The sequence below is a fragment of the Nitrospirota bacterium genome (genome assembly GCA_040757595.1).
Taxonomy (GTDB): Bacteria; Nitrospirota; Nitrospiria; order Nitrospirales; family Nitrospiraceae; genus JBFLWP01.
In genome coordinates, this window is the sequence record JBFLWP010000027.1 from 1 (window position 1) to 21,190 (window position 21,190).

Annotated in this window: 18 protein-coding genes; all 18 read left to right on the plus strand. The window is 63.5% G+C overall.

The genetic code is table 11. The annotated features are described in order from the left end of the window. The coding region (locus AB1411_16595; GenBank protein MEW6545209.1) for a hypothetical protein at positions 1 to 197 on the plus strand (197 nt) is incomplete at its 5' end. A gap of 233 nt (positions 198 to 430) precedes the next feature. Then, a complete protein-coding gene (locus AB1411_16600) occupies positions 431 to 5,302 on the plus strand; it encodes a multicopper oxidase domain-containing protein (protein ID MEW6545210.1) in 4,872 nt (1,623 codons plus the stop codon). A 147-nt stretch (positions 5,303 to 5,449) separates the two neighbouring features. Beyond that, a complete protein-coding gene (locus AB1411_16605) occupies positions 5,450 to 6,364 on the plus strand; it encodes a carboxypeptidase-like regulatory domain-containing protein (GenBank protein ID MEW6545211.1) in 915 nt (304 codons plus the stop codon). A 17-nt stretch (positions 6,365 to 6,381) separates the two neighbouring features. Continuing rightward, entirely contained in the window at positions 6,382 to 7,335 is a 954-nt protein-coding gene (locus AB1411_16610; GenBank protein MEW6545212.1) for a carboxypeptidase regulatory-like domain-containing protein, read from the plus strand. A 220-nt stretch (positions 7,336 to 7,555) separates the two neighbouring features. Continuing rightward, positions 7,556 to 8,872, plus strand: a complete 1,317-nt coding sequence (locus AB1411_16615; protein MEW6545213.1) for a HEAT repeat domain-containing protein — start codon at positions 7,556 to 7,558, stop codon at positions 8,870 to 8,872. A gap of 270 nt (positions 8,873 to 9,142) precedes the next feature. After that, positions 9,143 to 9,931 (plus strand): hypothetical protein, encoded by a 789-nt coding sequence (locus tag AB1411_16620; protein MEW6545214.1) that lies wholly within the window; start codon positions 9,143 to 9,145, stop codon positions 9,929 to 9,931. 186 nt (positions 9,932 to 10,117) lie between these two features. Then, entirely contained in the window at positions 10,118 to 11,107 is a 990-nt protein-coding gene (locus AB1411_16625; GenBank protein MEW6545215.1) for a methyltransferase, read from the plus strand. A gap of 98 nt (positions 11,108 to 11,205) precedes the next feature. Beyond that, positions 11,206 to 11,922: a DUF420 domain-containing protein gene (locus tag AB1411_16630; GenBank protein MEW6545216.1), complete on the plus strand. Its 717-nt coding sequence runs from the start codon at positions 11,206 to 11,208 to the stop codon at positions 11,920 to 11,922. 18 nt (positions 11,923 to 11,940) lie between these two features. Further along, positions 11,941 to 12,447 carry a PCP reductase family protein gene (locus tag AB1411_16635; protein MEW6545217.1) on the plus strand — a complete coding sequence of 169 codons (507 nt, stop codon included), beginning with the start codon at positions 11,941 to 11,943 and terminating at the stop codon, positions 12,445 to 12,447. 69 nt (positions 12,448 to 12,516) lie between these two features. Continuing rightward, positions 12,517 to 13,599: a hypothetical protein gene (locus AB1411_16640; protein MEW6545218.1), complete on the plus strand. Its 1,083-nt coding sequence runs from the start codon at positions 12,517 to 12,519 to the stop codon at positions 13,597 to 13,599. Positions 13,600 to 13,606: 7 nt separating this feature from the next. Further along, a complete protein-coding gene (locus AB1411_16645) occupies positions 13,607 to 15,559 on the plus strand; it encodes a cytochrome ubiquinol oxidase subunit I (protein ID MEW6545219.1) in 1,953 nt (650 codons plus the stop codon). Continuing rightward, positions 15,556 to 16,218, plus strand: a complete 663-nt coding sequence (locus tag AB1411_16650) for a DUF3047 domain-containing protein (protein MEW6545220.1) — start codon at positions 15,556 to 15,558, stop codon at positions 16,216 to 16,218. The genes AB1411_16645 and AB1411_16650 overlap by 4 nt, the downstream gene beginning before the upstream one ends. A 25-nt stretch (positions 16,219 to 16,243) precedes the next feature. Further along, the gene (locus AB1411_16655) at positions 16,244 to 16,645 is read left to right on the plus strand and encodes a hypothetical protein (protein ID MEW6545221.1); all 402 of its coding nucleotides are present in this window, start codon (positions 16,244 to 16,246) and stop codon (positions 16,643 to 16,645) included. 32 nt (positions 16,646 to 16,677) lie between these two features. Then, positions 16,678 to 17,601 (plus strand): SUMF1/EgtB/PvdO family nonheme iron enzyme, encoded by a 924-nt coding sequence (locus AB1411_16660; GenBank protein MEW6545222.1) that lies wholly within the window; start codon positions 16,678 to 16,680, stop codon positions 17,599 to 17,601. Between the two features lie 48 nt (positions 17,602 to 17,649). After that, entirely contained in the window at positions 17,650 to 18,588 is a 939-nt protein-coding gene (locus AB1411_16665; protein MEW6545223.1) for an SUMF1/EgtB/PvdO family nonheme iron enzyme, read from the plus strand. A 184-nt stretch (positions 18,589 to 18,772) separates the two neighbouring features. Further along, the gene (locus tag AB1411_16670) at positions 18,773 to 18,898 is read left to right on the plus strand and encodes a hypothetical protein (GenBank protein ID MEW6545224.1); all 126 of its coding nucleotides are present in this window, start codon (positions 18,773 to 18,775) and stop codon (positions 18,896 to 18,898) included. Between the two features lie 66 nt (positions 18,899 to 18,964). Then, the gene (locus AB1411_16675; GenBank protein ID MEW6545225.1) at positions 18,965 to 19,096 is read left to right on the plus strand and encodes a hypothetical protein; all 132 of its coding nucleotides are present in this window, start codon (positions 18,965 to 18,967) and stop codon (positions 19,094 to 19,096) included. Between the two features lie 92 nt (positions 19,097 to 19,188). Next, complete coding sequence (locus tag AB1411_16680) at positions 19,189 to 21,129, plus strand: cytochrome ubiquinol oxidase subunit I (protein ID MEW6545226.1); 1,941 nt, start codon at positions 19,189 to 19,191, stop codon at positions 21,127 to 21,129. The last annotated feature ends 61 nt before the right edge of the window (positions 21,130 to 21,190 follow it).

Here is a 21,190-nt window from a genome sequence, read left to right on the forward strand (position 1 = left end):
GGCTCCTGGAGACCGTCGCCGAGATCGGCAAGGACATGAAGGCCGAGGGCAGCAGAACCATCCGCCTGATCAGCGTCGGGCTGATCCTGGGCAGCATCCTGATCGCCCTCTTGAATCTCTTGGCCGTTCGGCCCAGAAGAAAGGAAACGTCTGCCGCGTGGGCGGTGGACCGGCCGGAACTCCAACGCTCGGAGTAACCGTTGAGATTAAAGGTAATCCCGGTGGCTTCGAAAAAGGGTGAGAACATGAGGGTTGACAGAGGAGGCTGAGTTGAGTATGGTAAGGCCCCTCCGCGGAAGAGACATCTGCCGCGGCTCTATTCAACCTTAGGGATACCGGAGGTTCTTCCACACAACCCGCCAGCGTACGTCAGACACGTAACTCGTTCAGGGTCATTTCATCCCAGAAGTAATTGCAAGGAGGCCGGTCCATGCGTTACCTCGCGTCTTTTCTTTTTCAGCGGTTCATCCCCGTCGTCGCCCTTCTCGTCGGCGGGACCCTTTCGGGAGCTTCTCTGGCCTGGGCTGAGTCTCCCTCTTCCCACACAGGGCACGCCGCCGTGCACCAGACCTCGATGGCGAACCAAGCGCCGGCTTGGGCCGAAAAGCTCAAAGGGCAAACCGTCGTCGAGGACACGCTCTCCGGCCGCCCCGACCGGGCGGCGCAGGTCGAGCAGCAGCATCAACGGATCATGGAGCAGATGTCGCACGACCCGCAGGTGCATCAAGTGAACACGGGCATGTACAACGGCATGTCCATGTTGCATCAGTACGGGGCCGGCGGCCAGGATCTCCTGCTGATGTCGGACCCGCGGGTCGAGCCGGTCGCGGCTCAGGGCGGTCGTTGCCCGGCCGGCGCCCCGGTCAGGCAGTACGACGTTTCGGCGATCAACGTCGAGATCACGCTCAACCAGTGGCTGGACTACTATCCCGGCTACATGTACGTGCTGACCGAGAACCTCGACAAGGTCCGGGAGGAAGAGGCGAAGAACAAGGCTGCGCGGGAGAAGGAAGGGTTTGATCCGGGCGCGGTTCTCCCGGGAGTCCAGGCCCAATGGATCCAACCGCTGGTGATCCGCGGCAACCAGGGCGACTGCGTCAAGATCACGCTGAGGAACAAGCTGGAAGAGGGCGGGGGACCGGTCAGCCTGCACGTTCACGGCTCCAGCATGGTCGTCAGCGCCACGGGGAAACCGGCCACCACGACCAATCCGGACTCGATCGTCGAGGAAAAGAAGAGCGTCGAGATGGAGTGGTACATCCATCCGACGACTCAAGAGGGGGGCCGGCAGTTCCACAGCTACAGCCAGGATCGCGAGCTCACGGTGATGGGGCTCTTCGGGACCTTCGTGGTCGAGCCCAAGGGGTCGGAGTATCTGGAGCCGTTGGGTACCGGCGAGCCTACGCCCCAGCGGAGCGGCTGGCAGGCGATCATCAAGAACGGGACGGGGCCGGATTTCCGCGAGTTCGTGCTGATTTACCACGAGGTCGGCGACGAGGCGTTCCGTCCGGTCAACAAGAAGGGCGACTTCCTTCCGCAGCGGGACCCGCTGACCGACGCCTACCGTCCGGGCGGCCGTGCAATCAACTATCGCAGCGAGCCGTTCGGCATCAACAACATGCACGTGCAGCACGAGTATTTCGGGTTCGAGGACGAGTCGATGGGGTACAGCTCCTACACGTTCGGAGATGCGGCCCCGACGATTCCCCGGTCCTACCTGGGCGATCCGGCGAAGTTCCGGCTGGTCCACGGCGGATCGGAAGTGTTCCATTCTCACCATCCCCACGGGGGGACCATCCGCTGGCCGCGCAGCCCGCGGGCGATCGACGACATGAACCTCTGGGCCACGGCGACCAACGGCCCGGTCAAGTATCCGGTGATCCGCCACAAGACGGACAGGGTTGACGTGGAGGTGATCGGGCCCTCCGAGGCGTTGGACCTGGAGACCGAGTGCGGCTCCGGCCTGTGCCAGCAGCTGGCGGGCGATTTCCTCTTCCACTGCCACGTCGCGCACCATTACGTCGCGGGCATGTGGGGCTACTGGCGGGTCTACAACACGCTGCAGGTCGGCGAATACCGGAACGACGTGATGCCGGACCTGCGGGAGCTGCCGGACCGGAAGGGCCGGATCAAGCTTCCGGTGACCTCCGACAAACTCGTCGGCACGACCGTGGACTGGTTCGGCAAGAGCTTCAAGATCGTGGACAAGGGCAAGTCCAACTGGAAGTCGAACCCGGCGGTGATCAACATCAAGGACTGGGTCGCCATGCAGCTTCCGCCCCAGGGCAAGCCCGGGCACAAGGACGACGAGAAGGGCCAGATCCAGTCCTATGACGCCACCGTGATGGACTGGGTGTGGGACGGCAACCGTGCGATGAGCGAGAAAGAAAGCACGATCGACAATCCCAAGTACAAGTCCACGCATCCCGGGAAGCGGCACCCGATCGCCTTCGAGCCGACGACCGGGAAGGTGGCGTGGCCCCACCTCACGCCGCACTTCGGCAAGCGCGTGATGTTCTCCCCGAACCACGTCGGCGCTCCCTGGCTGGAGATGATCCGTCGGGACGACGACGGCGAGGAGAGCGTGGATCAGGCCAAGCCGGGCGAGAACGGCGTGTGGAGCCTGTGCCCCGAGAACGCGGGGCGCAAGTACTACAACGTCCATTTCATCAAGCTGCCGATCAAGATCGCCAAGGCCCAGGGTAAGGAGCCTCCGGTCGTGGATCAGAACGGCCTGATCTTCGTCCTGCACGAGGAAGAGGCCGCGATCCGCAAGAACGACGACCTGAAGTATCCGCTGGTCGTCCGCGGGAACATCTATGACTGCCTGGACTGGACGTTGACGAGCGAGTGGGAGGACGACGACTACACGAACTTCCAGTCGTCGAAGATCAACACCCATTGGCACTTCCTCCAGTTCGACAACCAGGCGTCGGACGGCGTGATCACCGGCTTCTCCTACGAACAGTCGGTCCGGCCGTTCACGATGCTGGAGAAGAAAAACAAGAAGGGCCTCCCAGTGCCGATGAACACGGCGCTGACCGCTCCGGTGAAGAAGGGGGCGAAAGCCATCCCCGTGAAGAACGCGGCCCAATTCCACCCGAACATCCTGATCCTGGTGGGGGCCGACAACGTCAAGGGCAACGAGGTCGCCCGCATCAAGGCGATCAAGGGCAACACGATCGAGCTGGCGAAGCCGCTCAGAAACGACCACCCGGCGAACGACATCGTGACCGTGGAGTTCGTCCGGCAGCGGTTCTGGGTGGATGCGGACGTGGGAACCGTGTTCTGGCACGACCATGCCTTCGGGGCCACGACCTGGCCGCACGGCGGGTTCGGCACTTTCATCGCCGAGCCGGTCGGCTCCACCTATCACGATCCGAAGACCGGCAAGGAAGTCCGCAGCGGCCCCATCGCGGACATCCGCACCGTCGAGCCGGTGGGGCATGGCGTGAACGGCAGCTTCCGCGAGCTGATGGTGCAGGTCCACGACACGGTGCCGCACACGGTCAACATCGTCACGAGCGGAAACCCGCCGGGCCAGCCGGTCGAAGTGGCGCTCGAGGCGGGCAAGACCGTGTCGTTCATGATGCCCGAGAAGATCTACATGACGCCGATGCCGTTCCTGAACGGCGGCACCCACACCACGGGAAGCGGCCTGAACTTCCGGGCCGGTCCCATCGCGCAACGGCTCGCGACGAATCCCGAGGCGTCGCAGGTCTTCAACAGCGCGATCCACGGGGACCCCTATACCCCGTTGCTCAGGGCCTACGTCGGGGACACGATGGTCTTCCGGCTGTTGCACACGCTCATGAACGAGACGATGGTCTGGACGCTGTCCGGCCATACGTTCCTCACCGAACGCTATGCCGGCGATGCGAATCGGAAGAATTCGATCCACATCGGGATCGCCGAGCGGTACGACTTGGTGGTGCCGAAGGCCGGCGGGCCTCGGCTGCAGGCCGGCGATTACATCCACTTCAACGGCCGCTCCTCGAAATTCTCGGAGGGGGGATGGGGCATCGTGCGGGTCTACGACAAGGAGCAGCCGGACCTGCAGAAGCTGCCGGCCGGGTATTCGGGACGCAACGAGATTCCGTCGGCGCAGCCGGTCTGTCCGGCCGAGGCGCCGGTCAAGACCTTCAACGTGGTCGCCGTGGATCATCCGATGAAGTTCAACCCCAAGGCGCCGGATGCCATCGAGGTGGATTTCGAGCGGAAGATCCAGGTGACGAACCCGGACGCGAAGGTGTACATGCTGGAGGAAGAGGCCTCCAAGGTGGCTGAGGGCCTCCACCCGATGCCGCTGACCCTGCGCGTCAACGTCGGGGACTGCATCAAGGTCAACTTGAAGAACAAGATGAAGAACGGCCGGGCGTCGTTCTCGGCGATTTCCTTGGCCTTCGATCCCAAGGACTCGCTGGGCGCCAACGTGGGCAACAACGCCGGCGACCAGACGATCGGGCCGGGCGAGAGCCGGACGTACACGTACTACGCCGATCCGTTCATCGGCGAGATCACCTCGCTGGTGTGGGATTGGGGCAACGTGATGCTGAATCCGCGCAACGGCTTGTTCGGGGCCATCGTCGTCGGCCCGAAGGGCTCCAAGTACCGGGACCCGAAGACCGGTGAGGATCTGGGGAACAGGAACAGCTGGGTCGCCGATGTGATCATTGACCGGACGATCCCGGGGAACGAGCTGCGGTCGAACTACCGGGACGTGGCGCTCTTTTTCCAGGACGAGGACAACATCATCGGTACCAGCTTCATGCCGTACGTGCAGAACGTGGCGGGGCTGACCGGCGTCAACTACCGGTCTGAACCGTACAAGTATCGCGAGGAAGCCGGCTGCTCGCTGGGCCGTGTCTTCCAGCCCTGCAAGGTCGAGGCGCCGGAGGATCCCGTGACGCCGCTCATCGAGGCGCACGCCGGAGACCCGGTGCGCGTCCACGTGCTGGGGGCCAGCAACGAGCAGAACGGCATGTTCAGCATCGAAAAGCACGAGTGGCCGATCGAGCCGTACATGCGGGGCGCCGACCAGATCAGCGTGGTCGAGTTCTCCGGGTCCGAAGCGATCGACGCGTTTCTGCCGTCGGCCGGTGGTCCGTACCGGCTGCCGGGCGATTACGTCTGGAGCAACCAGCGGTTGCCCTATTCGCAGTCCGGGCAGTGGGGCTACCTGCGGGTGCTTCCGGCCGGGGACCAGCGGCTCTTGCCGCTGTCCGGGGCTGCGCCGGGTGTGAAGAAGGCGGAAGCGGATCGGCCGACCCAGGCACAGGTGGTTCCGGTGGCAGCCCGATAAGCACCGTCGGCGCGACGGAGCTGCATGGGTAACGACGGAGGGGGGGAGCCGAGGAGGCTCCCCCCTTTTTTTATCTGGCGGTTTTCGCTAGGATACGGTGGCCGGTTCAGCCGAAACCTCTCATTCGGCGTCATTCGGAGGCTTCCGATGAGGAACTCTTGGCTCGCGATTGCGGGGCTGGCGGTAGTGTGTGCCGCCTCGCCAGGCTGGTCCTATGAGGAAATCGCCGTCACGGATGGGGGAGCCATCACGGGAAGGGTGACGATCGCCGGTGGAAAGCCGACTCCCAAGGGCTTCAACCTGATCACCTTTCCCGATCCCGTCTATTGCGGGAGGATTTCCACCGGCACCGGGTGGCGACTGCTTGAGGATTTTAGGATCGCGCCGGACGGCGCGCTGCAGGATGTGGTCGTGTTGATCCAGGACATCGAACGCGGAAAGGCCTTCACGTTCAACCCGCCGACCATCGAGGCGAGGGATTGTCGATTCCTCCCGTTCTTGACCGTGGTCCGGGATCAGCACGACGTGGTCGTCGTGAACATGGATCCCGTCATGCACGACATCCAGGCCTACGAAACCTCGCACCTCGGCCCGCGGGTGCTCTTCAACACCCCTCTGCCGATGAATCCGCACCATCCCAAGTCCGGCGTGAGCGCGGAGTACCACAAGCATATCGCCGGGGAACCCATGAAAGAGCCGATTCGTATGACCAAGGGACGCCGGATCTTCGTCATGCAGTGCGGGTTCCACGCCTATATGGAGAGCTGGGGGTTGGCCGTGGACAATCCTTACTATGCGGTGACCGGCGCGGACGGCACGTTCACGATTCCGGACGTCCCACCGGGGGACTATACGCTGGCGGCCTGGCATCCGGGCGTGGGCAAGATGCTGGAGCAGAAAGTTACGGTGCCGGCAAAACAGACCGTCCAGGCCAGCTTTACGTTCCAGTCGCCGAGGGGTCGGCGCAGCGCCCACGAGATCGAGGAGAATCCGCGCTTCGGTCTCGATGCGCTGGGCAAGCCGGTCGACATCAAACCGACGTTGGAGCTGCAGAAGCCGTGAAACGTGAGGCGCGAAACGTGAAACGTGAAGAAGGCAAGAGGGGGAGCGGGCGTCGCCAGGGAGCCAGGCTTCTGGCTCTGGCGGCGGGCCTCGGAGCCGTGCTGATCGGAGGCGTCTCGGCAGCCTACGAAGTGGTCGAGGTCAAGGGAGGAGGAACCCTGACCGGTCGGGTCAGTCTGGAGGGGCCGGTTCCCGAACCGAAGGGGTACAACCTCGTCATCTATCCGGATCCACAGTATTGCGGCCGCGTCTCGAACGGGAACGGGTGGCGATTGCTGTACGACTTCGTCGTAGGCCGATCAGGCGAACTCAAGGACGTCGTCGTGATGCTGGAGGGAGTTTCGGCCGGGAAGGCCTTTGAGGTGTCGGTCCCCCACGTGGAGGCCAGGGATTGCCGGTTTCTGCCCTTCATGACGGTCGTCCGCGACGGCCACGCGATCGAAGTCGTCAACATGGACCCGGTCATGCACGACATCCAGGCCTACGAGACGTCGACGAATCTCGGAGCTCGCGTGCTGTTCAACCAGCCGTTGCCGATGAACTTCCTGCACAAGCGGGGGGACCTGCACGCCACCCACAACCACCAGCCGGGCAAGTCCATGCTGGGCCCCATCTACCTCAGCAAGGGCCGGCGGACGTTTGTCATGCAGTGCGGGTTCCATCCCTATATGGAGAGCTGGGCCCTCGCGATCGACAATCCGTATTTCGCCATTACCGACGCCTCCGGGCAGTTCACGGTCACCGATGTGCCGCCCGGGACCTATCGGCTGGTGGCTTGGCATCCCCAGGCCGGTCCGATGGCTTCCCAGACGGTGACGGTTGAGCCGAACGGCACCGTCGCCGTTTCGCTCTCGCTCAAGGCTCCGGTTGGCCGGCGCACGGCGCACCAAGTCGTTGAGAATCCCCGGTTCGGACCGGGAGTCCTCGGCTATCCGCTCGAAATCGTCCCGCTCGTCGAGCTGCAACGGTAGCGCAGGGATGTTGTCCGCCGTCCCAGCGTGGCTGCAGAGCCACTACGTTTCGACCCCCGCGGTGATCTCTCATTCCATTCGAGCCTGGCTGGCTCGCTTCATGTTCCCTGTCCGCAGCCCGGCGATGCGCCGGGGTCCGTGCCCTTCGTCCCCAAGGGAGTGGCGGCGGGCGTGGGGGGGCATCTGGTTGTTGTGCGCCGCGCTGCTGGATAACACCGCCGTGTGGGCCGGGAAAACCGACGGGCTCCGTGCCGCACAAGCCGCGTTCGAGCAACGGCAGTATGAGAGGGTGTTGTCGCTGACCGAAGCGGCCTCCCGGGAGGCGGCTCCGGAGGCGTTGGGCCTGCGTGTCAGGGCGTTTCTGAAACTGGACCGTGCCCCCGATGCCTTGGCCGAATACGATCGGCTGGTGGCCAAGCTGGGCAGAGATGACGCGCGGATGCTGCGCGAGGTTGCGGTGGGGTTCATCACGCCGGCCTTGAAGGATATGAGAGAGCAGGTGCGCGGGGCCGGCTATACGGCGCTCAAGGAAATCGACTCCGAGGAGCTGGTCCCGTATCTTGAGGATGGGTTGAGCGACGGATCCGGTCTGGTTCGGGCGTTGGCCGTCGAGGGCCTGGGGCGGCTGGAGGCGGGGCGGCGATCGGCCCGGTTCCGGAAAGCCATGGAGGACCAAGCGGCCATGGCCCGGATCGCCGTGCTCAAGGCGCTGGGGCGGGCTCGGGACCGTTCGGCGGTCGGGATTGCGGAGAAGGCCCTCCAGGACGAACAGGCGACCGTCCAGATTACCGCCTCGGGCGCTCTTGCCATGCTGGGGCGGCCTGGCGCGTGGGATCGGGTCTACAAAGCCGCATCGGCATCGAATCCGGAAGAGCGGGGGACCGCGCTCCGCGTCCTGGGAGATGTGGGAGACCGAAGGGCCCTGCCGATCCTGCAAGAGGCGTTGCGCGACACCCAGCCGTCCGCACGAGGGGCAGCGGCCACGGCACTCGGCGCCCTAGGAGCCCCGGAGGCCGGTCCGGCGCTCGCCAAGGCGCTCGGCGACCCGATCCCGGCCGTGCGTGCGGCGGCGGCCGTGGCCCTCGGAGAACTGCCATGGTCTGAGTCGGCGGCGGCCTTGAAATCAGCGCTCGCGGATCCAAATCCCGCCGTACGGGCCGCAGTCGTGTCCGCCCTCCTGGGCCTGGGGGAATCCTACGAGCTGGTTGCCGAGACGGTGCAGGAGCTGACTCGCCAGACGGACCCAGGCCTCAGGGCTGCGGCGGCCCGATCCCTCTCGCGGGCTCGCGGAAAGGCCGTTGGAGAATCAGTAAGTGTCTTGCGGCTCCTGATCGAGGATCCGCTGCCAAGGCCGCGGATCGCTGCGGCCCGGTCTTTAGGCCAGCTCGGGGCTCCGGAGAATCAGCGGAACGGGCGCGAGGAGATCGTCGCTGTCCTCAAAGGGGTCCTCCGCGACCAGGATCCAGCCGTGCGGGCGACGGCCGGCGGGGCATTGGGGCGCATCCTCGCTTCTCCGCCATCTCGCGAAACGCATTGAAAAAACGGACAAAATCTCCTCGTTTCCGGTTTTTTTGTTGACAGGGCGGAGCCATTGCTGTATACAGGGCCGTTCCGGACTGCAGGATGGCCTACCGATCGGTTGGACCAACTTGTATTTTGGTTCGGCCACGTGGCGGTCTCCCCCTCAGATGGAGTCAAGAGGACTGGGCTCGTCCATTTTGTCTTCAGAGGGCTGGCGTCTAGGTAGACACAGAGTTTGTTCAGGCGGGAGTTGATCGAACGGTATTCACCACAAGGAGGCTGTGACATGAGGAAGGGTGTATTCATCGCAATGTTTGCTCTGGTGGTAGCGGCGTTCCTGACGGCGCCTCTCACCTCCTTCGCCGGCGGGACGATCGTCGGCAAGGTGACCTATGCCGGCAAGTCGGAGGAGAAGGAGTTCCTCTTCTCCAAGTTCCCCAACCCGAAGTTCTGCCCGAAGATCCCGAAGAAGGAACTCTCCCAGGGGGACAAGCGCCTCCTCAAGACCATCGAGGTCGGCAAGGACGGCGGGCTGAAGGCGGCGGTCGTGTCGGTGAGGGATATCGAGGACAAGGGTTTCATGGACGGATACAAGGGCACCAACGTCGTGGCCGAGTTCTGCGAGTTTCAGCCGTACACGGGCGTGGTCGTCAAGCAGAAGAACTTCCACGTGGAGAACCACGATGCCGACCCCGACGATCCCAAGTCGGTGAAGGGCGTGCTGCACAACCCGCACTCGTTCGAGGTGATGGGCGCAACCTCCACGACGGTGTTCAACATCGGTCTGGCGGAGAAGGGCTCCAAGCTGGACAAACCGGCGGTGTTGCGCAAGGACAAACAGGGCTCCATGTTCCGGCTGCAGTGTGACCAGCACGAGTTCATGCAGTCCTTCTTCCTGCCGGTTTCGAATCCTCACTATGCGGTGGTGAAGGAGGACGGCAGCTTCGAGATCCAGAACGTGCCGGCCGGCAAGCACAAGATCCTGGCCTGGCATCCGTTCGCCGGCAAGATCGAGGCCGAAGTGGACGTGCCGGAGGGCGGCAAGGTCGAGGCCAAGCTTCAGGTGAAAAAGTAAAGTAGCCGGAGTTTTGCGGAACATCGTTTTCGTTATCTCCAGCGGGGGCAGTGGCCCTTAAGGGCCACTGCCCTTGTTGTTCCTTCTCGTGAGCCACGACCCTCAACCCTTTCCGTACGCTTGCCTTTCCGCGAGCGAACCGTTTAACATTGTTGAATTTCCGGATGCCGCGGGAGGTGCGCGCGCTTGCGACGGGAACTCTCTCTCGCAGAGATCTTCCAGATCGGCTACTACTGGGAAACGAAGATCCTGCTGACGGCGGTCAAGCTGGGCCTGTTTACCGTGCTGGGAGCGAAAGACTGGTTCCTGCCGGAAGTCGCGCGCCAACTGGGAGCGGACGAGCACGCGCTGGGGCTGCTGATGAATGCCCTGGTGGCGATGAGGGTCCTGACCAAGGAAGGGGAACGCTACGCGAATACCCAAGTGGCTCGGGCCCATCTGGACAGGACTTCCCCGGACTACGTGGGACACTTGCTGCTCCTGCACGACGCCGAATGGAACAACTGGGGGAAACTGGAGGAGGCGATCCGGACCGGACGGCCGCCAGTCGGCCGCCACCTGTTCGAAACCGACCCGGAGTTGGGCACGAGCGTCCTGTCCGTGTTGGATCGGATCGGGCAGCAGAGCGGCCCGGCCCTGGCCAAACGCTTGGAGTTGGGCGAAGCCGCCGCGATGCTGGACCTGGGGGGAGGGGCCGGCACCAACGCGGTCGCCTGCTGCCGACTCTATCCCGGGCTGCATGCGACGGTCTTCGACCTCCCCCAGACCCTCAAGCTCACCGAGCGGGTCGTCAAGGAAGCCGGTCTGGAGTCGCGGATCAGCCTGCTCGCCGGGGATTTCAACCGCGATCCTCTGGGCGGACCGTACGACCTCGTGTTGATGTCCGACATCCTGCATTACCAGGGGCTGGAGGCCAATGCGGCTCTGGTCAAGAAAACGTTCTCACACTTGAAGGCGGGGGGACGGCTCGTCATCAAGGACCGGTTCCTCGACGAGACCCGAACCGGGCCGGCCTGGGTCACGGCCTTCGCCGTGCACATCTTTGTCAACACGGAGCGTGGCCGGTGCTACACCGTGGCGGAAGCAAGAGGCTGGATGGAAAGAGCCGGCTTCCGTCCAGTGACCGAGCTCGAGCGCGCTGCGGTGGTCCAGGGCGTCAAGCCTCGTGAAACGTAAAACGTGAGGTGTGAGGCGGGAACCGCGGGGATGTGCGACGAGAAAAGAGATACGCTGTACGAGCGACGCTTCACGGGCGACAAGCGGCGGGAAGAATCATGCTTGAGTGGCTGAAACAGCCGGGCTTCCTGGGAACGCACGCCACGATCGGCGCCGATCTCAGCCAACTGATGGCCACCGTCTTCACCGGCCTGTTCGTCCTCGGGTGGTTACAGGCGAGGCGCGGGATGTCCGGCGCGCATCACTGGCTCATGCTCGGCGGCATGGTCGCGATGCTGGCCTTCTTCACGAGCTATTACCTGTTCCGGCAGCTCGGCGTCCTGGCGGTGGAAGGGAAGGAGGGATTCGGCGGATCTCAGCAGCTCTACGATCACGTCTTCATCCCGCTGCTCACCCTGCACATCATCCTCGTCGTGATCGGTCTGGTCATGGCGATCTACATGATCGTGCTCGGATTCCGCGCCCAGACGTTCGATCGCGGGGCGCGGACGTTGAAAGACGCGCTCCTGCAGACCTCCTGGAAGAGAATCGGCCTGATCTTCGGCAGCGTCACGCTCGTCGTGGCGTTCCTCTTCGCGAGCCGGGTCGCGACTTCCGGGTTTTCCACCAGGAAGCTCATGGTCTACCTGGGCCTGCTTCTGCTGATCGGCGTCGTCTTCGCGGTGGAGATCGCCATCCAGCGCATCTGGCCGAACGGAGCTCGGCGCCACCGGGCTCTGGGCCGGTTCACGATGGTCATCTACTGCATCCTGTTCGTGACGGGCAGCGTGACCTACACGATGCTGTATATCCTCTATCCGGGGAAAATTGGCTAGGGCCGAGGCTGGTCGCGCATGGCTATGCTGACTTGCGGCTGCGGTCGGTGGATGCATACGGAAGGGGTGGACGAATGTCCGCCGCCGGCTGAGGAGGAGACCTGGATCGTGCGGGCCGAATGTCTGGGGTGCGGGCTCAAGGTGGGGGCGGAAGCGCCTCCGGGGGAAGCGGCCGCCCTCGTGGACCGGCTGATGTGGACGGATGACGCCCTCTATGAGTTGGAGCGGCTCCCCCCCTACGTGGAGCCCTTGGTCCGGCAGGAAGTTCTGGACTATGCGCGGGCCAACGGCCGGCTCATCGTCACGGTTGCCGTCATGAGGCAAGCCCGGCAAGGCGGGGCCGTCGAATGGGAGCCGGAGGCCGAGCGCCGGTTGGATCGAATCCCCGGGCCTGTCCGCGCCATGGCGCGAGTGGAGTTGGAGCGGACGGCGGTGGAGCGCGGGCACCAGCGGGTGACGGTGGCGCTCATGGAAGAAGTCAAAGCCCGGTACTTCGGCATGGGGAGCGCGAAACGTGAAGCGTGAAGCGCATCTCGCAGTGGGCCTAAGCTCACGACGCTTCGCGATCGACGCTTCACGAATCACGGTGGCTGCATGTTGCACCGGCTGACGCTGCGGGTGCTGCCGCGGCTCACCTTGATGGTGACCGAGGAGTCGATTCGCAAACGGAAGCGGCTCGTGATGTTGGTGCCGGGCCTGGTGGCTTTCGCCGTGTACCGGCTGGCCAAGCTGGTCGTTCCCCTGTCCGATCCAGCGACGTTGTTGGTGCTGAGCGGGACCGTCTCGGCGGTGACTGCGCTGTGGGCCTATCGGCTCGCTCGGCGTGCCTCGTTGACGATCCTGTGGAGGGAGGACGGGGGAAGGCTGCTGGGTTGGCTAGTCGGCTGGATCGGATTCGCCTACGGGGTCCAGCTCTCGTTGATGGTGCTGGCGCTCCTGAACATCCTCGTGCACTACGACTTCCTGCGACATCCGGACGGTCCCGCGATGATGGCCGTCATCATCGCCTGCACCTCCGTGGCCAGGGATGCCTTCGAGATCGGGCACGTCCGCCGGATTCAGCGACAAGGCGAGTCCATCCTCACGTTTCCCGACGGGGCTGCACTGCGAACGCTGTTGCGTGAGCAAGCGCGGCCGCTGCTCATTCGATCCTTGCTGGCTGGAGTCGGAGCGGCGGGGCTGGCCGTCTCGCTGGAGGCTCTGGGAGAGATCGGCCGGACGGGCCTCGGACAGCTCCTGGTCGTGACGCTGGCAGGCGGAACCCTCGCGCTGTGGGCCTATCTCGACGGCCAGCAGCGCCCGGGCGGCTGGCGGGAGGTCTTGGGGGCCGTGGCTCCGGCGGAGCTGTTCCGTTTCTGGTGGTGGCCGGGGCTCGCCTTCGCCGCCACCTATTACCTCGTGCTCGCCGGCGCGGCATTCTACCTGCTCCGCCTCGGCCAGGCCGAGCCGGTTGTGCGAGGACTCATGGCCGGACTGGTCGGAGCGATCATGACGGCGTACTGTTACTATCTCGGATACCGTCGCGCCCTGGAGGATCGCGTGCACCGGCAGGTGCCCGCCTCCCTGTTGCGCTGTCCTTTTGTCTTTGCCATCCTGTCCAAGGCCGCTGCGATTCCCAGTGAACGGGCCATTCCGCAAAATCAGGTCGCGCTGGGCGAGACGGTGAGAAGGGGCTGATCGAGGCATGGTCGGGCGGAGCGTGAGAGCGAGTGGGGTCGGTCTTGCGGGCGTCATCTGCCTCCTGGGTTTGGCGGCCGCTCTGCTCGTCCTGCCACCCGTCCTCGGGGCGGCTGGGGGGGATCCCGTCGTCGAGGGGTTCTCTCGGAGCGGCCAGGCCCAGTCGCTTGAAGCCGGGAGCGCGCCGGAGGAGGCGACCGACGTCTATTTCCACGTGCCAGGGAGGCCCGTCGGGCCGCCCGCTCCTCCGTCCGAGGCCATCCAGTATGGACGGTACGGCTCTTTGAACAGCCGGACCTTCGTCTGGTTCGTGACCCAGCAGCATACCTATTTCGGCGGATTCGTGTTGGCTCTGCCGATCTTTTGCGTGATCATCGAATTGATGGGGCTCATGACGCGGGACCGGGCTGCGGCCGCCCGCTACGACCGGCTGGCCCACGATTTCCTGCGGGTCGCCCTGCTAGCCCTGTCCCTGACCGCGGTCGTCGGGAGCCTGATGCTGGCCACCTTCGTCTGGTTCTACCCCAGCTTCATGAGCTACATGGGCGGAACCTTCAAGACCATGATGCCGATCTACGCCCTCGTCTTCCTGGGGGAGTCGGTCGCGCTGATCCTTTACTACTACAGTTGGGAGCGGATGGCCGCTCCCGCGCTCAAGTGGGTCCACGCGTCGGTCGGCGTGCTCGCCAACGCCCTGGGCGGTGCGCTCCTGCTGCTCGCCAACGCCTGGGCCGCGTTCATGATGGCGCCGGCTGGAGTGGACGGGCAGGGGCGCTTTCTGGGGAACGAGTGGCACCTTCTGCACTCGGCCCTCTGGAATCCCCTCAACGTCCACCGGTTTCTGGCCGATCTCATGTCCGGTGGAGCGGTCGTGCTGGCTTACGCGTCCTATCGGTTTCTCACGAGCAAGTCCGAGGAAGAGCGGGCCTACTACGACTGGGTGGGCTACATCTTTCTGTTCGTGACCGTCTGCGCGCTCCTGCCGATGCCCTTCGCCGGCTATTGGCTGATGCGGTCCGTCTACGAGTACCGTCAGAGCATGGGAGTGACCATGATGGGCGGCCTGCTCACCTGGCTGTTCGTCGTGCAGGCCCTGCTGATCGGAGTGCTGTTCCTGGGCATCAATTACTACCTCTGGCAGAGCATGGGCCGGGTCCGCGGCGGCGAGCGGTATCAACCCTATCTCCAATACCTGACCTGGGGCCTGATGGGCTGTCTGTTCGTCTGGTTCACGCCCCATACGATCATCATGTCGGCCAGCGAGATCAAGGCTATGGGGGGCGCACAGCACCCGGTCATCGGGAACTACGGGGTCATGTCGGCCAAGAACGGCGCGATCAATGTCATGATTTGTCTGACGGCGGTGAGCTACATCTTCTACCGGCGGGCCAACCGGTCCATTACCGTCCCCTGGGCCAAGGCCGGGAACCTCGTCCTGGCCGGCCTGTTCGCCGTCGGGATCGCGAACATCGTCTGGCTGGCCGTCTACGGATTCTACCTGCCCGCCAGCGTCCGGGTCGGGCTCTCCATGCCCCAGGCTTTTTCGACCCTCACCGTGCTCGTCGTCGGGCTGTGGATCAACCGGGCGATGCTGCGCGACGCCAGGCTCCTCGGGCCGATCGAGTGGGGGAAGATGTCCGTTCGGGGCATGGTGGTGCTGTTCGGACTGGCGGCGGCCTTTACCTGGGTCATGGGGCTGATGGGCTATATCCGCTCGTCGGGGCGGCTGTCATGGCACGTCAACGAAGTCATGCCGGATGTCTCGCCCTGGGCCCATACCCCCTCGCTGGGCGTTGCCGCCAAGATGGTCACGGTGAACATGGTCGTGTTCTGGCTCACGGTCCTGGTGCTGTTTTGGATCAGCAGCCGTGACCGCAGAGCGATTGGGCAGCCGTCGTCCGCTCAAGCGGACGGCTCAGCCATGCTCCCCTCCGCGCCGGGCGAGGCGCAGCCGTCGTGAACGGGCTCCGATCCATGGTCTGCTTGAGCCGCGCAGCCCTTCCGCTCATGCTCTCGCTTTCCTTGCTGGGACCGTCGGGCGCCGGGCCGGCCTCCGGGCAACAGGCCGGCTCGACGGTGCTGGAGGACTTCAAGAACGGGGATGCGGACGGATTTCCCAAAGGCTGGAAGGCGCAACGCAGCGAAGGAAAGGCCAAGCAGGCCTATACCATCCAGTCGGAAGGCGAGGTGGTCTTCCTGGCCGCCAGGAAAGCCGACCAGCGTGTGTACAAACGGATCGCCTGGGACCCCAAGGCCGCACCCATCGTGACCTGGCGGTGGCGGTTGAAGGCGGTGCCCTCCGGAGCTGAGCCGATCGCCGCAGTCTTCGTGTCGCTGGACACGGATCTGATGGTCATCCCGGTTGCCACGAAATATGTCTGGAGCGCGACCAAAGCCAAGGGCGCCGTGACCGAGGGGGGCGTCTTCGACGCGTCGGAAATCGTCGTGCGGAGCGGGCTGCAGCCGATCGGGACATGGGTCGAGGAGCGGGTGAACGCCTACGAGGATTTCAAGCGCATCCACGGGCACGAACCGGCTCGGCAGGCCTGGGGCATCTCGCTTCTCGGCGGCCCCGGCGTCGAAATTGATTTCGGTTCGATCACGGTCTCGTCGCCCTAGCCACCGACGGAGGAAGCAAGCCGGTATGACCGCTGATGACGCGCAGACAGCCCAACATCCGTGGCGCAAGCTCATCGACATGCTTCTGGGGGCCGTCGTGATGGGCACCGTCGGCACCATGTTGGGTTTGTTGATGGGCGGCGGCGCGCTTCCGGTGGGAGCCACGGCAGGGGTCCTGCTCGGTACCGTCGTCGGGCTGTTCGGGGGGCGGCGGTTCCTGATCAGCATTCTCATCGGGACCGTGCTGGGCGGAGCGCTCGCATGGGCGCTGGCCGGGTCGGATAAGATCTCCGTGGGAGCCGGGGCCGGGGCTGCGATGGGCGGGTTTCTGGGGGTTCAGTGTTCCGCGCTGCTGGACCTGTGGGCCGAGCGCAAGCGTCAGGCGAAGCAGAAAGAGGAAAGCCAGGTGGACGTGGGGAACGGTTGAGCCGGGGACCTTCGAGGGAAGCGACGGGAACTATGGAAAATCGAGGCGTGCTCATCGGGGCGATCATCTTCGTGTTCGCGTCCTTCATCCTCATGATCGTAGGCCTGGTGTACGAGTCCTACAAGGCGAAGAAGCAGCGCGAGCTGGCCGCATCCATCGTGACCGAACACCGGCCCGTGGCCGCCGCCGTGACGACCGATTTTTCCATGTACAAGACGATGGTCGGAGACGACGGTCGCGAGATGGTCCTGATTCCCGAAGGGCCCTTCACGATGGGTGGCAAGGAGGGTGATCCGGACGAGGCTCCGGAGCATCAGGTCTACCTGAGCGCCTATTGGATTGACAAGAAAGAGGTCACGCAGGCGGAGTACGACCGCTTCGTGAGGATGACGAAGCGAGGCAAGCCGTTTATCCCGGTCTTTGAGGACGACCAGTCCAAGATTCTCAAGCCGGAGTTGCCCGCGATCGGTATGTCCTGGGCCGACGCCGAGGCCTATTGCAAGTGGGCGGACAAGCGGCTGCCCACCGAAGCCGAGTGGGAGAAGGCGGGTCGCGGCGAGGACCGGAGGCGGTACCCTTGGGGAGACGACTTCGGCAGCGGCCACGCCAACGTGGACGGAGACGAGGATGGGTTCAAATACCTGGCCCCCCCCGGTTCGTTCGAGTCCGGCCGGAGTCCTTACGGCTTGTACGACATGACCGGCAACGTGGCCGAATGGGTGGCCGACACCTACGGGGAACATTACTATCAAAAGACGTCCTACCGGGATCCGCAGGGGCCCGAGGAAGGACAGCACAAGGTGATCCGAGGCGGTTCGTGGCGGGAAACTCCATACAAAGCCCGACTCTCGCAACGCTTCCAGGCCAAGATGTGGCGGACCGACAGCACGATCGGTATCCGCTGCGCCAAGGACGCGGAGGAGTATCGTGCAGAGCCTCGGAAGGTCAAGGGCTAGCGAATGAGCAGGGCTCAGCGGCCACGGCCGTAGGGTGAGGGATGAGCCATGCTGGAGACCAGATTCAAGATCGTCTTCCTGCTCGCCGTCCTCTTCATGACCAGCTTGCCGGTCCTAGGAATCCTCAGGGGGACCTCACCGCCTCCCGAGGATCCGGAAACGTCGCCTGCCGGTCCCGATGACTCCACCCTCTCCTCCGGCGCCCATCCCTCAAGCGAAACGCCGATCGAAGAAGAGATGGTCATGATTCCAGCCGGGCCGTTCGTCCGCGGGACCCAAGCGGGTGGCTACGACGAGCAGCCAGAACGGGCGATCTACTTAGACGTCTACTCCATTGACCGGTACGAGGTGACCAATGCCCAATACCAGGCCTTTGTGGCAGCCACAGGGCATCGGAAGGCCGGACCGCCTTCACGCTACGCCAAGAACCTGTCTCGCATGCGAGGCGTGAATCAGCCGGTGGTCTACGTATCCTGGGAGGACGCCGACGAGTATTGCCGATGGAAAGGCAGACGGCTGCCCACGGAAGCGGAGTGGGAAAAGGCCATGCGGGGCACCGACGGGCGCCTGTGGCCGTGGGGCAACGAGTTCGATCCGATCGCGTCGAACGTAGGATCTTCGCGAGATGGATTCGAGGCCACCTCGCCGGTCGGATCCTTCAAGCGCGATGTCAGCCCGTTCGGCGCGGCGGACGGTGCCGGGAACGTCATGGAATGGGTCGCGGACTGGTACGGAGAGGACGCCTACCGAGACCCAGCGGAGAAGAATCCCAAGGGCCCGGAACACGGCGTCTTCAAAGTGTTGCGTGGCGGTGGTTATACCACCCACGGAACGGATGTGCGGATCACGAGCCGCAGCAAAATGGTCCCCGACTTCCGTGACGAAACGATCGGGTTTCGGTGTGCCGCATCGGAGCCGGAAAGAGGGGGCGGGAAGGGAGCGGAGCGAAGCCAAAACTCACAGAAAATCAAAGTAGTAGAGAATTAGGAAGACGGCTAAAATTATGTTGACAACCATACCGGCCAAAACTATAATGTCGAACACTTTTGCGTTCTTGCCCATCGTATTATGCCCTCATCCGTCAAGGTGACGAACAGAGCATTAACATAGAGTTAGCGGCCTGTCAAGGTAACGGGTGTGCCAATTTTAGGCGTCATGGGGAGAAGGAACGATGGCTCAAGCAACGGTGGCTGACAGCGAACTGAAAGTCAAGATCGGGAAGATGATTTTTTACGTGACCTGCGCGGTGGGCCTCTGGTTCTTTTACTGGTTCGCCGGCATCCAGTGTCCGTGCTGAGGGGGGCTTTCAATTTCGGTGGCTGTGCCGACAGGCTTGCGGCGCGGTCCGAGGGGGAGTGCACAGATGAGCGCGCTTAACAATCCGGTTGTTGCCGTCATCGTGTCGGTCATCGTCGCCGTCACGTACTTTACGCTCGTGGATCATTTTCTCATGGACATGCAAGGACTGGACTACTGGTACTTGTTCAGGAAGTAGCATCGCCAGGCTGGCGATACGCGGGAGCGCGATGAGTCCGGCCGGGATCAAGGCTTTGGTAATCATCGGTGGTTGTGTTTAAGGAGGGAGCCATGCGCAGTTTATCCAGGAAGAAAACGCTGGCAGTCATGGCGTTGGTGGCGATGACAGGCCTCCTGTTCTTGCCGATCGTCATGACAATGCCTGCGCTCGCGAGTGGCGGTGAGGCCCCGGCGGCCAGCGCCCCCCCACCTGACGCGGAGAAGAAGGGCGGAGAGAAGGAGAAGAAGATCGAGAAGGCCCGGGACGTCTATTATAAGACGGAGGGCATCGTAACCGGGGCTCCGGCGCCGAAGACGACGGACGGCCCTAAAGATTATCCTCGCTATAACTTCGAAAGCCGCGTCCTTCTCTGGTTCGCGAACCAGCAGCACCTCTACTACGGCAGCTTCGTCCTGGCCGTTCCCATTTTCTGCATGATCATCGAGTTCATGGGGGTCGTGACGAAGGACAAGGCGATGGCCAAGAAGTACGACCAGCTCGCCTACGACTTCATCAAAATCAGTCTGACCGCCTACTCCCTCACGGCCATCCTGGGCGGAATCCTGATCTTCACGTTCCTGACCCTCTACCCAGCCTTCTTCGGCTACCTGTCCAGCATCTTCCGCCCGGTCATGCACATCTATGCGCTGATGTTCGTGGCCGAGAGCGGCACCCTCTACATCTACTATTACGGCTGGGACAAGATGAAGGAGGGGTTCCTGAAGTGGATTCACCTGAGCATGTCGGTGATCCTGAACGTGATCGGCACCGTGCTGATGTTCCTGGCCAATTCCTGGATCGGGTTCATGATGTCCCCGGCCGGCGTGGATGAACAGGGGCGATTTCTCGGGAACATCTGGCACGTCATTCACACGGCCCTCTGGAATCCGCTGAACGTGCACCGCATCCTGGGCAACATGGCCTTCGGCGGCGGCGTGGTCGCAGCCTACGCGGCCTACCGGTTCATGGCTTCCAAGACCGAAGAGGATCGGGCCCATTACGACTGGATGGGCTACATCGCCATGTCGCTCGGCGTGGCCTTTCTGATCCCGCTGCCGTTCGCTGGCTACTGGCTCATGCGAGAAGTGTATGCCTACCGGCAACAGATGGGCATCACGCTGATGGGCGGCCTGCTGGCCTGGCTGTTCATCATCCAGGCGACCATGATCGGAATCCTGTTCCTCAGCACGAACTACTACCTCTGGCAGGCGCTGGGCCGGATGCGCGGCGCCGAGCGCTTCCAAAAATGGATCAAATACTTCGTGTTCGTGCTCGTGTGCGGGTTCCTGGTGTTCATCACCCCGCACACGATGGTCATGACCCCCGCCGAGTTGAAAGCGATGGGCGGGCAGCAGCACCCGGTTCTGGGAAACTACGGAGTCATGTCGGCCAAGAACGGCGGCATCAACGTGATCATCACGACCACCGTGCTGAGCTTCATCTGGTATCAGCGCGGTAACCGGGTGCCAACCGTGTCCTGGTCCAAGTTCGGCAACATCTTCATGGGCGTGTTCTTCTTTTTCGCCTACGTCAACATCGTCTGGCTGGCCATCTACGGCTACTACATTCCGGCCAACGTGCGGGTCGGGCTGTCGGTGCCGCAGGTGGCGACGACGCTCTCCTGTCTCTTCTTCATGACCGCGCTCAATCTCGTCATGCTGAAGGGGGCGCGGCAGCTCGGGCCGATCGAGTGGGGAAAGATCTCGGTACGCTCCCAGTACGCGCTGATCATGCTCGCCACGGCCTTTACCTGGATGATGGGGCTGATGGGCTACATCCGCTCCTCCGTCCGGCTGTTCTGGCACGTGAACGAAATCATGCGGGACAACTCGCCCTGGGCCTATACCCATACGGTGGGCTTTGCCGCAAACATGATCTCGTTCAACGTGCTGTTCTTCTGGATCAGCATCATGTTTGTCTTCTGGCTCGGAACCCTGGGCGCCAAGAAGGCTCCGGTCGAAGCCAAGGTGTCGGTTCCCGGGAGGGCGCCAGAGCCTGCCGTTGGGCACTAACCGATTTGCTCACTGACTCAGATGTTCCCGGCTTAGCGGGGAGCGCCGCAGCGAGAGGCTG